This is a genomic window from Trichocoleus sp. FACHB-40 (assembly GCF_014695915.1).
Lineage (GTDB): Bacteria > Cyanobacteriota > Cyanobacteriia > Cyanobacteriales > FACHB-T130 > Funiculus > Funiculus sociatus.
Window position 1 is genome coordinate 1 of record NZ_JACJPF010000099.1, and the last position, 15,257, is coordinate 15,257.

A 15,257-nucleotide genomic window follows, 5' to 3' on the forward strand; every position below is an offset into this window, starting at 1 on the left:
GCGAGTAACTTTTGTATTCACACACACTCTTCGTGTTGCCTAGTCCCTCCTTCGTATGTTCTGGTCTTGCAGGTGGCTAGCGCCTTCCTTTTTTCTTTACACAAGTGTAAATCCTCCAAGGTAACGTTCTTTAAGTTGACACCAATGGGCATTGCCATGCCCCTACCAAACGTTAGAACTGCAATGTATTCCACCCAACTGAGAAACGCTATAAAGTCCGTGCAGGCGGACACGAATTTGTGGAGCATCAAGGCTTTAGCCTGAGGGCATATTGCGCTACTTACTTGCACTCCGCCAGTCCCAAGGTTCCACAAATTTTGTGTCTCGCCAGACACCGCGTCTCGCCTTTTTTGCTTCAGCTTCTGCTTGCTCAACAATAGCCGCGCTGGGACAATCTTTTATGTATTCGCGATACACCAGCACCAGCCCTTCTTTGACCAAAACTTCTTGAACAAAAGTGCCATCAGGCAGGCGCACCTCACTCACTTTGCGCCCATACTGGTCAGTATCGGTGATAGTTAAGCGGACGCGATCGCCACCTTGTTTCACCAGTTCTTGCAAACGCTGCTGTGCTTTAAATCCCCACTGAAATTGGTTTTTGTCCGCTGTTTTTTTGCTTTGCTTTTCCTTGTTGGTGTGAGGAATTTCTGGAGCATCCACGCAAGCAAAGCGCACGCTGATGTTTTTCCCACCATCATCCTTCACATTAATAGTATCCCCATCGCTAACGTTGTTAACTGGGTACGTGGGAGGGCCAAAAATAGCTTCACACGCCACCAAGCTAAGGATAAGGAGAGCAGCAGCAGTCAATTTGAGGGAGTTCTGAAATAATGTTCGCGTGCGAGTCATCGTGAAGTATTTATAAATAATGAAGCTTTCAGCAGCACAGATGTTTTCTATCTTGGCATAGCTATGTTCATTTTCGCCATTAACGCACTAGCAACTGGATTGGGTTGCCGCACAAAATCTCCCCAATTAAGCTAATTTAGCTGAATGGCATCATAGTTGAACTGCAAAACAACTTTATTAGGAAAAGTCGCCAAATAAACGTTAGGTTCTGGAGTTTTGGGAGTAGTGTGCGAAAATACCACCACAGGATAGACAAGCACGTTAAATTTCTCAGACAAGCGGGAGAAATAGCGGAACATCTGCTTGCAAAAGTCAGTTGATTTTTTTGCTTGGTTCTCTACATGAATTAGGAAAAAAGATTCCTGACCTCGAAATTGAGCCTTGACGATTCAATCAGCTTCATAACGTTCTCCAGCGGTTACATCAGTAAAGACTTCTTTATCTAAAAACTCTATCGGATCGCGTTCTAGACAAGTTACTACCTCTGGCAAAAATAAGTCTATAAACTCCACAAAAAAGGTGGTAAGGAGTTCTTTAAACAAGCGGTCATGGTCAATCATCCGTGTTTGTCGAAGTTGCTGGATTTAATTACTTTATTTACATCCAATTCTGTCCTGAACGGACATCAACCGCAAGGTAAACACTCACAGAGACAGTGCTGTCCATTTTCAAGCGAATTTGAGAGCGCCCATTGGTAACTATATTCCTCAAAAAAGCTTGGTTGTACTATCAACATCTAACAAAAATAAGGTTAGATTAGTCTCTAATTGACAAATGACAGCGACATGGCTGGCTATCCCTAGAGTATCAGCGTTACGGAAAGATTCTGGTAAAACTCGGATGCTGGATAATGGTACATCCATCAAAGCTGGGACGGTTTCAACGGGGATACCATAAAGTTCACCTACTGTATTTTGGATAACGATTAGGTAGCCTTGTTTATAGTTTTCGTTAGTGTTAGAGGATTGAAATAATCGCTGCTGTAGATTCAAAACAGTAACTTCGCGATCGCCCATATGGACAATCCCCACCCCATTGACACCACTACCATAAATGGGCGTAGAATTGAGGACTTTGTAGACTAACTCAACGCGCAAAGCCAAGTTTAGGCTACCCATACTAAAGACAAGCACTTTGAGAGGAGGTGCAGCATGGGAAGCGTCTAATGTTGTTTCCGGTTGATTACTCATTGCTCTTGGCTGAGTGGGAGAGGGAGAAAAAGAGAGGGGAGGGATAGTTACCAATTACCTATTACCCTCTTTGTCAATAAGAGTTTTGATTGCTGCTAAAAATTCTTGATCTAAGTAAGGCTTGGTGAAGTAGGCGCTGGCTCCCAAGTGAGTCGCTAGTTGTCGGTGTTTATCACTGCTGCGACTCGTCAGCATGATGACTGGAATTTTTGATAGCAGTGGTTCTTGACGACGATGGTTGAGAAATTCAAAGCCATTCATATTAGGCATTTCAATATCACAAACTACCATTTGGATGCTTGAATTTTGCTGCAAGTGTTCGATAGCTTCGCGACCATCTCTTGCTTGCAAAACTCTATAACCTACTTTTTGCAGAGTCAAGGCTAAGGTTTGTCGCAGGGCGATTGAGTCATCTACGATTAAAACTAGGGGAGATTTGGCAGTATTGGTTGATACCTTAGTTTTATCAGTCGATGCAGTTTTAATTGGGGTAGAAGCTGGCAAATCGGGTAAAGTGGTAGTGACAAGCGCATTCTGACCTTGCCCAATAAACTGGTTGATAAGAGTTGCGCCATCAATCACTGGAATCAAACTACCATCCCCTAAAATAGTGCAGCCATAGATATAACTCGGAGGCGCGATCGCTCCACCAAAGGGTTTAATTACCAGTTCTTGCTCTGTGACTAAGCGGTCGATTTCTAAAGCTAGAAATTGATTATCCTGACGCAGCAGCAGCATCGGTGATGCCCAATCTTCTGGAGAAGGAACGGCTACCAATGCTTGGCTAGGGATTGATTCCGGCAATGGAACTGCATAATCTAGTAGTTCAGATAAATGATAGACAGGGACAATTCGCTTCCTCCAGTGCAAGAATCTCTGTTTCCCAGATCGCTTCACCTGGTCAGATTTAGGAATTAAAATTTCTTCGATGCTGTCAGAGGGTAAGGCATAGGCAGTTGAACCCACCAAACCAACGAGTAATTTGGCAATAGTCAGCGTCAGTGGGATGCGTAAGGTAAAGGTGGTACCTCGTCCGAGAGTAGATGTCACCGTGACCGTGCCTTTGAGCGATCGCAATTGCGATCGCACCACATCCAAGCCAACTCCTCGACCAGAAAGTTCGCTCACTTGAGTTGCTGTTGAAAATCCTGGCTCGTATAACAAATCAAAAAGTTGATCTGTCGAAGTTGTAGCTAGTTGTTTTGATGACAGCAACCCTAAATCTACTGCTCGATTGCGGATGCGTTCCAAATTGATGCCTTGACCGTCATCCCGCACTTCAATAACTGTTTGACTTCCTTGGTGGTAGGCGCGAATTTCAATCTGACCCCGCTCCGGTTTTTTTTGCTGACGGCGCACTTCTGGTGGCTCAATGCCATGATCGAAGGCATTACGAAGTAAGTGCAATAAAGGGTCGTAGAGTTTTTCCAAGACTGCTTTATCAACTAAAACTCCTGTCCCGCTCAATTTCAGATCGACTGGTTTATCGTAAGTCGTGGATAAGTCGCGTAATGTGCGAGGATAGCGAGTCAAAACTTCACCAAGGGGAAGCATCCGCGCCCACATCAGATCGTCCCGCAGATGTGTGACCATTTGACGTTGGCTTTCTATAGTCTGGCTGGATTGCCCAGTTAGCAGTGCAACGTCACCCACTATTTCTTCGAGTTGCGCCATTTCTTCGAGAGTGTCTTGCAGCAGGGAGTGCAGTTCTCCATAGCTGTCCATCTCTAGAGAGTCAAACTCAGTTTGAGTGCTGAGTGTTGTTAGCTCCTCAGCACGAAGTGCGTCCTGAGGAGCCAGGCGCGTGCGTGGGTTGCCGCCGTTGAGCGAACTGGCATTGCTGAGTAAGGATTCTTTGCCTTCCCCTGAAATTTTAAAGTTTAGAGATAAATCTTTCTTTTCCTGAGTCAGCTTTCGTGTCTGGTCACGCACTTCGTGCCGCTCAGCTAACAGCACCCTCGAAGGAGCTACTAGCATCTTGTCTGATAAATCGCGAAGATGATTTGCTATTTCCTGAAATTTCCCAAACCGACGCAGCAGCTCTTGAACAGTCCCCTGCAATTGCTCATTTTGTAGAGAAAGGCTATTTCGATTGATGGATAATTCACCCACCAAATTATTCATTCGTTCTAGCCGATCTAGATCAACTCTGACGGAAAGGTGATGGGTAGGATTTGTGGGGGATGAAGTGGCTTCATTGTTTTCTTGGACAGCAGGCTCAAGAATCGTTTTTGGATTTTGGCGGGCGGATTTGGATAGTGGGGGTACGGGAAGGTTAGATTTTTGATTGTTGGCAGCATCCCCCAATTCAGAATTGGGAGTAGTTGTATTAGAAACTTCCTTTAAAGAGTCTTTTTGTGCGATATAAGTAGCAGGAAACTCTTCTACCAGAGGCAAACTGTCAAATACCTTCTCAATTGATTTAACTAACTTTTTAATTTTATCTGGGGATGGCGCTTCAACTAAGTCCGAATACAGTTCTTGAGATGCTGTTGAAACTGGTGTGGCTAGAAGCGGCGGAATTCTAACCAACTCAGTTTCTTCTTTTGCTAGCTCTATTTTAGTAATTTGCTCTTCTGGAGTGATGTCACTAGAAGTTTTTACACCAACTATATCTGCAATTTCTGTACTTGGTAATTCTGAAAAATTGTTAGTTAAATATTCTTCTAAGTAATGAACTTCATCAAATATACTTTTTTGAATTAGTAAATTACTTTCTGAAACTTCTTCTGTTGCAATCGTCATTACCTCTAATTCTTCAACTTCCAATAGATTTGAATTTTCTGGAGTTTGCTGGCTAGACAGAAAATCATCAATGAGGTCTTCTAAAGAATAGGTGAAATCAATAGTTTCCTCTTGACTCAATAACTCACTTACCAGAAAATTATCTTCTGTTGAAAGAACCGCACTACAGTCTGATTTGCTACTTTTAGAAACCTGGGAAATCTCTGTAGTTTTGGGTGGGGAGGCACAGAGAGCCAAAATCTCATCCACAGAAGGAATCGGAGTTAATGTTTCTCCTTCTTGAGGAACTAAAACGATCGCATGGACTTCCTCTGGTGAGATGACGGAAATCGGATCTGATACATCAACATTGGAGCGGGTTGTTAGTTCTTCCATCTGGGATGTCAGGTCAAAGATTCCAAAAAGTTCATCCACAGAAGGAATTGCCTCTGTTGTCTTCTCTGGAGTAAGTAGCTCTCCTACTGTAAGTACCGTGGGTGTGGGTACAGCAAGTTGTGCTAAACCAGGGGAGGGGACACCGCCTTCAGCGCGATCGCCTGCCAGCACTGCTTCCCTGCCTGCCTTAAAATCAACCAATGCTAGTTGTGCAATTTGTAGAGTTTGCTCTGGATGAGCATTGAGAGCCGCTATAGTAGTTTGGGCGATCGCTCCAAATCCTGGCAGATTCAATAGTTCTGCTATTCCGGTAAATACGTCGGCTATTGCACGTAATTCTCCCGCTACCTCGTTGCCTTCAGGATAGATCACAACATTGGTAAGGCGATCCAGTTCCTGCGCTACGTCCACTTCAAATATAGATAAGGTAATATCTATTCCCAATTCAACTGAATTGAGTATGGGGTCTTCTCCTCCCAGAAAATCTCCTAATTGCCCCTCAATTTGTGCAAACACAGGTTCGGCTATTGCCATTGCCTGCTCTGGATTGAAATAACCAGTGGTAATTTCATCCATTAGAGGCAGACGGAGACAATCATAAGCCTGCAACAGCAAGGTTTCTAATTCATCATCAATCTGAATTTCCTCGTTGTAGAGTGCTTTAAAGAAATCTTCTAGGCGGTGAGCTAAGATTTTGATTGTTTCCAGTCCCACGCAAGCAGCTCCACCTTTTATTGAGTGGGCGGCACGCATTAGGTTGTGAACTTTAGGGGTACTGCGCTCTGTCTTCAGTGTCAGCAACTCGGCTTCAATTAGTTGCAACAGTTCTGAAGCTTCTTGAATAAAAAACTGATAGGCTTGGTCGCGGATATCAGAGTCGATCGCCATATCAAAGAGTTGAAGGTTTTCAACGGTTGAAGGTTATAGGTTAGAAGGTTGTAGGTTGCAGGTTGTAGGTTGCAAGTTAGAAGGTTGAAGGTTGCAGGTTAGAAAATTGTAGGTTGGCAGGTTGGCTTTTGAACCTTCAACATTGAAACCTTCAACCCTCAACTATTTAAAACCTTCAACCTTGAAACTTTCAACTATGCGATAACCTTCAACCTTTCAACTCTCAACCCTTATTGCACTTTGAATTTACCAACGTTAGCTTGCAGTTCTTGAGCCAACGCCAGCAGTTCCTTAAAGGAAGCGGATACTTCAGTAGCTCCTGTTGAAGTTTTATTGGCGATCGCGGCTACGTTGCTCATGGTTTGAGTAACTTCATCGGAAGCTTTTGACTGCACCGCCGCAGCTTGAGCGATCGCCTCCACCAAGGCGCTGATCTGGACACTGGCAGCAGTAATTTTATTCAGGTTCTGGCGGGCTTCATCCACCAGCTTAGTACCTGTTACCACCTGCTCGGTGCCAGATTCCATCGCTGCAACCACCTCATTAGTTTCCGCCTGAATGCCTGCTACCAACTTTTCAATTTCAGCCGTTGCTGCCGCAGATTGTCGAGCAAGCGATCGCACTTCATCCGCAACCACAGCAAAGCCTCGACCTTCTTCCCCAGCGCGGGCAGCTTCGATAGAAGCATTCAACGCCAACAAGTTGGTTTGGGCAGCAAAGGTGCCAATCAGGTTCACCACTTTGGAAATCTTTTGCGAAGATTCGCCCAAACGCTTGACCTTTTTAGAAGTTTCTGCTACTGTCTCCCGAATTGCCAAAATTCCGTTCACCGTCCGGTTCATGGCAGCGTCACCTTCTTTCACAATTTGGGTAGCTTGTTGCACAGCAGCTTCCGCTTGTTCAGCATTAGCGGCAACCGCTCGAATTGAGCTGGACATTTCCTGAATTCGATCCAGCGCCGCTAAAATTTCCTCAGTTTGCCGCAGGGCTTCTGCCGATAGCTCTTGGACAGAAACTTCATTGCTACTGGTAGTTGCTGTCACTTGTTTAGCGGCGGTTTGCACCTGATTGACGATTTTCCGCAAGCTAGATATCGTCGCATTATAGGAGTCAGCAATAGTGCCGATTTCATCCTCAGTCACCTGCGCCCGAATGGTAAGGTCGCCTTTACTTACGGGATCTACTTCCAAGAGCAGTTCCAGCGCCCGTTTTTGTAGAGCTTCCTTCGCTAACCTTTGCTGTTGGGCATTTTCAGCTTGTTGACGGGTAGCTTCCTGTTGAGCTGCCAGCAAAGTTTGAATCTGTTCTACGAGAGTTGCTTGGTTCAGTGCAAGACCTACTTGAGTTGCCAACTGCATGAACAAATCGATTTCACCCTTCTGCCAAGTGCGAGTTTTGGAACACTGATGAGCAATTATCAAGCCGAATAGCTCGTTGTCTAACATAATCGGCGCAACCAAGCTGGCCTTGACTTGAAGGCGCTCCAACATCTTGATGTGACAATCGTTCAAACCAGCTTGATAAATATCGTCAATGGCACGAATGCGCCCCTTGTTGTAGCTTCCCCCGCTCGTTTCTTTCAAGCAGGTGTCTTCAATTTTGACTCCTTGAGTGGGCATCCAACCCGTTTCCACAGATTCTGCGATCACTGTCCCATCCCAGTTAGCATCGAAGCGATAGACGATCAATCGCTCTGTGTTAAATGCGTGTCGCACCTCTTCGACTGTTGTGCTAAGGATGTCCTCCAGCTTAAGAGATTCGCGAATGCGAAGCGTAATATTTGATAAAAGTTGCGATCGCTTGGCTTCAGCTTCCTTCTGTTCCAAGTAGCCAATCCGGTCTATCGCTAAGCCGACTTGAGTAGCCAACTGCGTGCAGATGGCGACTTCCGACTGCTGCCAAACCCGAGGAGATGAACACTGCTGGACACACATCAACCCCAGTAGTTTGTCACCGCTGACAATCGGGGCGATCGCATTGGCTTTGATTTTTAATCGCTCGTACAACTCAATGTGACAAGGCGTGAGATTCGATTGATAGATATCATCAATGACAAATACACGACCCTGACGATACAGTTCTACCCCCTCCTGCGAGTCGGTGAAGTAGGTATCAGCAACTTTTATATTCATGCAACTCGGCAATCCCGGCATCATCGCTTCCGCAACCACAATTCCACTCCAGTCCGGGTTAAAGCGATACAGGAACACTCGTTCTGCATTGAGAATTTGTTGAGCGCCAACAACTGCTTTGTCGAAAACCTCTTGGACATTTAGAGATTCACGCGCACTATTGGCAATGTCTGCAAACAGTTGTGTTAGCTTGGCTTCGACTTCTCGCTGTTTGGCTTCAGCTTCCTTTTGTTTCAGGAAATTGATCCTATCTAGAGCTAGCCCGACTTGAGTGGACAACTGCGTGCAAAAGTCAACTTCATACTGCTGCCAATTGCGAGACGTTGAGCACTGCTGGGTACACATTAAACCGAGTAGTTTATCACCGCTGACAATCGGCGTAATTACGTTTGCCTTGATTTTTAATCGCTCATACAACTCAATGTGGCAACCCGTCAGATTGGCTTGATAAATATCATTGATGACAAATACACGACCCTTACGATACCTCTCTATCCCCACCTGTGAATCGGTAAAGTAGGTGTCAGTAACGGTTAGGTTCATACAGGTCGGCAATTCTGATATCATTGCTTCAGCAACAACATCTCCACTCCAGTCTGGATTGAATCGATACAGGAATACTCGCTCCGCGTTGAGGATTTGTTGAGCGCCAGTAACTGCTTTCGCAAAAACCTCCTTCACGTCTAGAGTTTCCCTAGCGCTAGTAGCAATGTCGGCACATAGTTGTATTCGCTTGGCTTCGACTTCTTGTTGTTTGGCTTCAAATTCCTTCTGTTCTAGGAAAGTTATCCTGTCTAAAGCTAATCCTACTTGAGTAGACAACTGAGTGCAGAAATCGAGTTCATACTGTTGCCAATTCCGAGCAGATGAACACTGCTGGGTACACATTAATCCCAGTAGTTTATCGCCGCTGACAACCGGCGTAATTACGTTTGCCTTGATTTTTAATCGCTCATACAATTCAATGTGACAAGGGGTGAGTTTGCCTTTGTAAATGTCATCAATGACAAATACGCGACCATTTCGATAGAGTTCTACTCCCACATTAGAGTCGGTGAAGTAGGTATCTGTCACCTTAATTTGCAGGCACGAAGGCAAACCTGGCATCACCGCTTCAGCGACCACAATTCCACTCCAGTCCGGGTTGAAACGATATAAGAATACCCGTTCTGCATTGAGGATTTGTTGAGCGCCTGTCACCGCTTTTTCAAACACCTCTTTAACATCTAAAGTTTCCCTCGCACTGGTAGCAATGTCGGCACACAGCTGTATGCGCTTGGCTTCAACTTCTTGCTGTTTGGCTTCAGCTTCCTTCTGTTTAAGGAAATTGATCCGGTCTAAAGCTAAGCCTACTTGGGTAGATAACTGCGTACAAAAGTCAACTTCATACTGCTGCCAATTCCGAGAAGATGAGCATTGCTGCGTACACATCAAGCCTAATAACTTGTCGCCACTAACTAGCGGCGTGATTATATTAGCCTTGATTTTTAGTCGCTCATATAACTCTACGTGACAATCCGTGAGATTGGCTTTGTAAATGTCATCAATGACAAATATGCGACCATTACGATACCGTTCTACTCCCACATTAGAGTCGGTGAAGTATGTGTCACTAACTTGCATCTTCAGGCAAGAAGGCCAACCAAGTGCAACTGCTTCGGCGACAATATCCCCACTCCAGTCAGCGTTGAACCGATACAGAAACACCCGTTCTACATTGAGAATTTGTTGAGCGCCAGTAACTGCTTTCTGGAAAACCTCCTTGACATCTAAAGTTTCCCTCGCGCTGGTAGCAATATCAGCACACAGTTGTATGCGCTTGGCTTCAACTTCTTGCTGTTTAGCTTCAGCTTCTTTCTTTTCTAAATAGCTAATCCGGTCTAAAGCTAGGCCCACTTGAGTGGACAACTGCGTGCAGAAATCGACTTCATATTGCTGCCAATTTCGAGGAGATGAACACTGCTGGGTACACATCAAGCCTAGTAGTTTGTCGCCGCTGACAATTGGCGTAATTATATTAGCCTTGATGCCAAATTCCTCATACAACCTGATATGGCAAGGATTGAGATTGGCTTTGTAAATGTTATCAATGACAAAGACACGACCATTGCGGTATAGTTCTACTCCTACGTCTGATTGTGTAAAGTAGGTGTCATTAACTACCTTATTCAAGCACGAAGGCCAACTGGGTGCCACTGCTTCAGCAACTACATTCCCACTCCAGTCCGGGTTGAAGCGATACAGGAACATTCGTTCCGCGTTGAGGATTTGTTGAGCGCCAGTAACTGCTTTTTCAAATACCTCCTTGACATCTAGCGATTCTCTAGCGCTGGTGGCGATCTCAGCAAATAACTTTGCCCGTTTTGCTTCAAATTCTTGTTTGCGTAACAAGTCTTTGACTCTAGCCACCAGGTTATTAAAGCTAAGAGCCAAAGTTTGGGTTTCCGCAGTACCGCGAGGTTCAACGTAGGCATCCAAATTTCCAGCCGCTAGCTGCTCTGATGTACCCGTTAATTCTTTTAAAGGTGCAGACCAACGGCGTGCTAAACTCACTACAATCCCTGTACCAACTGCTCCTAGTGTGAGGAAAATTAGGACAAATATTAGGGCATGCTCATTCCCTGCGGCTCCAATCTCAGAAAGATCAATCGAGGTTACGCTGACTAAGTCTATGCCGGGAACTACGGCAAGGGTATACTTTCTGTCGTCGTGATTGAAGGAGGTGCTTAAAACTAACTGTCCTTGTTCGTGAACAAAGGGAATAATAGTTAGTCCTTGGAGTTTATCTCTGGTAGTAAAATAGCTAGGCTTTCTCCCTAAACTTGGCTTTTCCCCAAAAACAGCCTTTTGTGCTTTTAGTTCTTCTAACAGAGCTGTTGCCTTTTGGAAAATCGGCTCACCCCCTAGCAGCTCTGCGTTGCCAATAGTGCCATTAGGCGTTATTGTGCTGATAACGGCTTTGCTTGCAGGAGCTAAAATCTGAATTTTTTCCGATGCGCTGAGGCCTATATGTTTTAAAGGCACTGCCAAATCGTCAAAGTTGGCAGCAGTCATTACACTCTTAATGACACCTAGAAATTCGCCTGAATTTGGATCTTTAATTGCGTTGCTCAGTTCAATACTAGGATTTCTGCCTTGCTCAAGCTTAAATTCACTAATCCACTGACCTTCACTTTTTGCTTTTTGCCACCATTCATTGCCCCTCTGGACAGTATTTTCAACAGGAGCCGCTGAAGCAACAACTAACCCATTTTGGTCGGTAAACAATAATTCGGGAAAATTCTGTTTTTTCGCGGTTGCCTGCAAATAATAATTTAATGTTGGGCTAGGCTGGGGTGGTTTTGGAACTGCCAAATTCACCTTTGCTTGAGAAGGTGTTAACTGATTAGGTTGAACGGTTTGGGTTGGTTTAGTAGCAGCGCGAGCAGCATTAATAATTAAAGGATTTTCTGCTAAAGAGGATGGAACGGTAAAAGCATCCTTAACCTTGCTGCCAGCTAGGTCGGAGGATAGCATAGCGTCATTCCATAACTTTGAGTCAGTGCTACGAGCTGCCTGATAGTTATTTATTGCCCAGAACGCCGCTCCAGCTATAGCCAGAGGTGCCAATACCACAGGTAGGATTGTTGTTAGCAATTGGCTGCGGAGGGTGGAGCTTTTTGGTAAACTTAGTTTTTGCGGCTGCTGACTAGGTTTTTCTTGCTTTTTTTGCTCTAGTCCATCCCTCACCCAGTTATCTGCATTTTGCTCAAGGCTCTGGGATTCGTTAAATTCTTGTTGAGTAGCAGTTAGTTTAAGAGGAATAGGATCTTGATGCTTAGCAGTTACTTTGCGACCATTTAGGCGACCGCGACCGTTAGTTGTGACTTTGGTTGTGTTAGGTTGAGGATCGGATGGTTGATGCATATATGAAACTTCTCTCAGCTATAGAGAATTATGGCTATTTGACAGGGCTAATAAATTGAGAATTTAATAGGGTAAAACCAACTAAATTCAAAAAATAAATAGGTTAAAAAGATTAACCTTTTTGGTTGGGCATTCCCGCAAAAACTGATTCGCTGTCTAAAACTACCAACATCTCTCCAGTGGATCTTATCCAGTAACCTCGTAAAAATGGCAGCAGTTCAAGAGTTACAGCGGATTGAAGGGGAGATTGGATTAAATTTGGATCGTACCATTCCATATCTTCCACTTGATTAACCACCAGTCCCAGCATTTTTCTACCCGTGATTTGGGTACCTATTCGCTGTTTTACTAACACTTGCTGTGCGCTATGAATCACAATTACTGTATAGGTTGAGCGGCTAATTGCGTGTTGATATAAAGGGGTTAGTCCTACCAAGCGCCCCAAATCTACCATCCATAAAATTTCACCACGCCAGTTATAAACTCCCATTATCCAAGCTGGCAGATGAGGAATAGGCACAATTTGATTTATGGGAATGGTCAATACTTCCGTCATCTGATGCACAGGTAAGAGCGCTGTAGTATCAGGCAAAAGATGGAACCGCAAAAACTGCTGTCCCACAACTGCTGTATGTCCTGGGGTATGAGTTTTAGATAGCTCAGCTAAAGTCGTGTTTGTGGGCAACAACTCCGATTCCATTGCTTGTCTCCTTGCCCTTTAGTAAGGGCGAACGCTAATTTTTAATTAATTGCTTAACAGTACGCAACAGTTCTTCTTGATCCACTGGCTTGGGGATGTAAGCATCTGCTCCTTGTTTCAGACCCCAGAATTTATCCATATCAGTTCCTTTGGTGGAACACATTACAACTGGAATTTTGTTAGTTTCTGCATCAGCTTTCAGCTCGCGGCATAGTTCAAATCCACTACGACCTGGCAGCACCACGTCTAGAATGATGACATCAGGTTTATAAGCCAGAATTTTTTCTAAGGCTTCTTCTCCATTATTAGCTGTCAAAACATTTAATCCGCCCCGTCGCAAACAGCTACTAAAAATTTCTCTTTCAGTTAAAGTATCTTCAACAACTAAAGCAGTAGGCATGGTGTTAACCTCTTAGGAAAGATAATTTTAGCGTGTTACTACATCTATCAGAATAACCAGCATTAAAACATTATTAAAAGTACAAGTTTCTACAAGCTTTACTTTTAATAAATTTTTTCTTTAATACGGTTTTCAACTAGCGCCGTTTAAACTTTGTTTCATCACTGCTCCCCCTCCACCTGCGTTGGCTGCTGATGATTTCAAAGCAGATTTTGGTGTTTTTTCTGGAGCCAGATACTTTTGAATGACTTGCAGCACTTTTTTCGGTTCTGGTGGCTTGCTTAAAAAATCTACAGCACCAGTAAGTTTGGCTTGGCTGCGGTTAATTAGGTTATCCCGACTGGTGAGGATAATAATCGGCGTTTTCTGAAATATTGGCGTCTGGCGTAAGAAGGCACAAAGGCTATAGCCGTTAGCATCCGGCATTACTAAGTCTAGGAAAATTAAGTCTGGCTTTTGGTTCGCGAGGATACCCATCTGTTGCAACGGCTCAGTTATCTTCAACAGCCGATATCCAGCGGGTATGAGGATTTTTTCTAATACCTGACCAATAACTGGACTATCATCAATACAGGCAATTAAAGGGCCGGAGAGATTTGGCGTTGGAGATGCACCCACTTTTATAGCAGCAGGCTTTTGCTTTTGTGAAACGGGTTTGGGTAAATCTGGAACTTCTTTGAATTCCACAAGGTTCTTACGAACCAAGGTAAGTAAGGATAGTGTCACTGCCCACGCAGGTTGCCGCAGCTGATAAGCAATATCCCAAAGGGTGTTTTGACTATTGAGCAGCTGAATTAGGCTTAAAGAAGCTTCTTTAGAATCTTGATTTGGTTTTTGAGGAGATTGTTTTAAAACAGGTGCCAGGTTAGGGGAAATTTGTTCTAAATCTTTCGCTTGCCACTGTTCCCACATTTGTTGAGCTTTTTGAAAAACTTGTTTTGCTGGAAGCAAAGCTATGGGAGTAGTTGATAGTTTGCAGGGTTGCCAATGGCTAGTAAGAGGGGCTGGATAACTAACCAGTTCAAAAAACACCTCTAAAGCGTTGGTTTGAACAATAGCCTTGACTTGATTTATATTTAGGCTACCTTCTTTAATGCCTTCCTCCAGCACCTGGTACTCCCAAGGTTGATTAGCAAAAGACACCTCAGGGGCAAACTCAGGACAGGATTGCTTCAACGCCCTTTGCCAACGGCGGAAGCAGTGGTGGCTATCAGTGGCATAAAAAAGATGCCCTTGAAAGAAGTATAAGTGCCATTGGCGATCGCTCTGGCTTAGCACCTCGGTCGGCGAATCGCTTGGCGTATTGTTTTGCAACTTATCGCCACTAACAAGGAGCAATTTCCCCGTTCCTTGTCGCTGGCTGACTAAATCTATTAACTGAACAATCTTTGCCAAACTTAATGTAGTGGCTTTCATTTTTATTAAATTAGTTCAAATACTGCCTATGTCACGAAGTATACAGAATTAATGAGATTTTTTTCATCAGTAAATTTTCTGATCTTAATTTCGTAATATAAATTTTATATAAAATAACTAAAATAACTTTATAAAAAGTTTATAAAATTACGGTTCCATTTGAGCATCCGAGTATTTTAACTCAAGCTAAAAACCTTGCTTTACACCAATTAAGAAACAATATTGAAAATTATTAAATCTTTATTAATACTAAAAACTATAGCCGATCGGGTTTTGTGACATACAATTTTAAATAGTTTATTAAAACTTAACCCTAGCCTAAGAATTGCGTTCTTGCGTCCAGACTATGCTTAGGTAGGTAATTGACTGTTAGTGCTGAGCAAACCCAATAGGAAAAAGCCTTACCCGACATGGTTTGCAGAGATTGTAGAAGCTAGGGTTGCTGCTAGGCGAACAGACTGGGAACGCAAAAGCCAAGAACTGGAAGTTATAAACAGGTGAGTGAACTTAAACTATTGGTTGAGAGTTGTAGTTGGTAGGGGTATGGCAATGCCCATTGGTGTCAACTTAACCAGAGGAAGCCCAGATTTCTTTTGAGCGAGCGGTATTTTCTCGATGCCGCTTGCGTTCAGCTTTTACCAAACCTAAGCGCTGGT

Annotated in this window: 7 protein-coding genes and 1 pseudogene; all 8 read right to left on the reverse strand. The window is 44.0% G+C overall.

Translation table 11 applies throughout. The features are described 5' to 3' along the window. Positions 1-276: 276 nt before the first annotated feature. The 8 genes and pseudogenes from H6F63_RS22460 to H6F63_RS22505 all read right to left on the reverse strand — a co-directional run bounded on the left by H6F63_RS22460 (position 277) and on the right by H6F63_RS22505 (position 14,601). Complete coding sequence (locus tag H6F63_RS22460) at positions 277-849, reverse strand: thermonuclease family protein (RefSeq protein ID WP_190639644.1); 573 nt, start codon at positions 847-849, stop codon at positions 277-279. A 59-nt stretch (positions 850-908) separates the two neighbouring features. Then, positions 909-1,409, reverse strand: a pseudogene (locus tag H6F63_RS31160) (flagellar assembly protein H); the annotation flags it as partial. A 147-nt stretch (positions 1,410-1,556) separates the two neighbouring features. Next, positions 1,557-2,039 (reverse strand): chemotaxis protein CheW, encoded by a 483-nt coding sequence (locus H6F63_RS22470; protein ID WP_190639646.1) that lies wholly within the window; start codon positions 2,037-2,039, stop codon positions 1,557-1,559. A 54-nt stretch (positions 2,040-2,093) separates the two neighbouring features. After that, a complete protein-coding gene (locus H6F63_RS29520; RefSeq protein WP_242020046.1) occupies positions 2,094-6,047 on the reverse strand; it encodes a response regulator in 3,954 nt (1,317 codons plus the stop codon). Positions 6,048-6,277: 230 nt separating this feature from the next. Next, positions 6,278-12,085 carry a GAF domain-containing protein gene (locus H6F63_RS22490; RefSeq protein WP_190639647.1) on the reverse strand — a complete coding sequence of 1,936 codons (5,808 nt, stop codon included), beginning with the start codon at positions 12,083-12,085 and terminating at the stop codon, positions 6,278-6,280. A 112-nt stretch (positions 12,086-12,197) separates the two neighbouring features. Beyond that, on the reverse strand, positions 12,198-12,785 hold the full coding sequence (locus tag H6F63_RS22495; RefSeq protein ID WP_190639648.1) for a chemotaxis protein CheW: 588 nt from the start codon (positions 12,783-12,785) through the stop codon (positions 12,198-12,200). Positions 12,786-12,819: 34 nt separating this feature from the next. Beyond that, a complete protein-coding gene (locus H6F63_RS22500; RefSeq protein WP_190422746.1) occupies positions 12,820-13,185 on the reverse strand; it encodes a response regulator in 366 nt (121 codons plus the stop codon). A 132-nt stretch (positions 13,186-13,317) separates the two neighbouring features. Then, positions 13,318-14,601, reverse strand: coding sequence for a response regulator (locus tag H6F63_RS22505; RefSeq protein WP_190639649.1), 1,284 nt, complete (start codon positions 14,599-14,601; stop codon positions 13,318-13,320). Positions 14,602-15,257 lie beyond the last annotated feature (656 nt).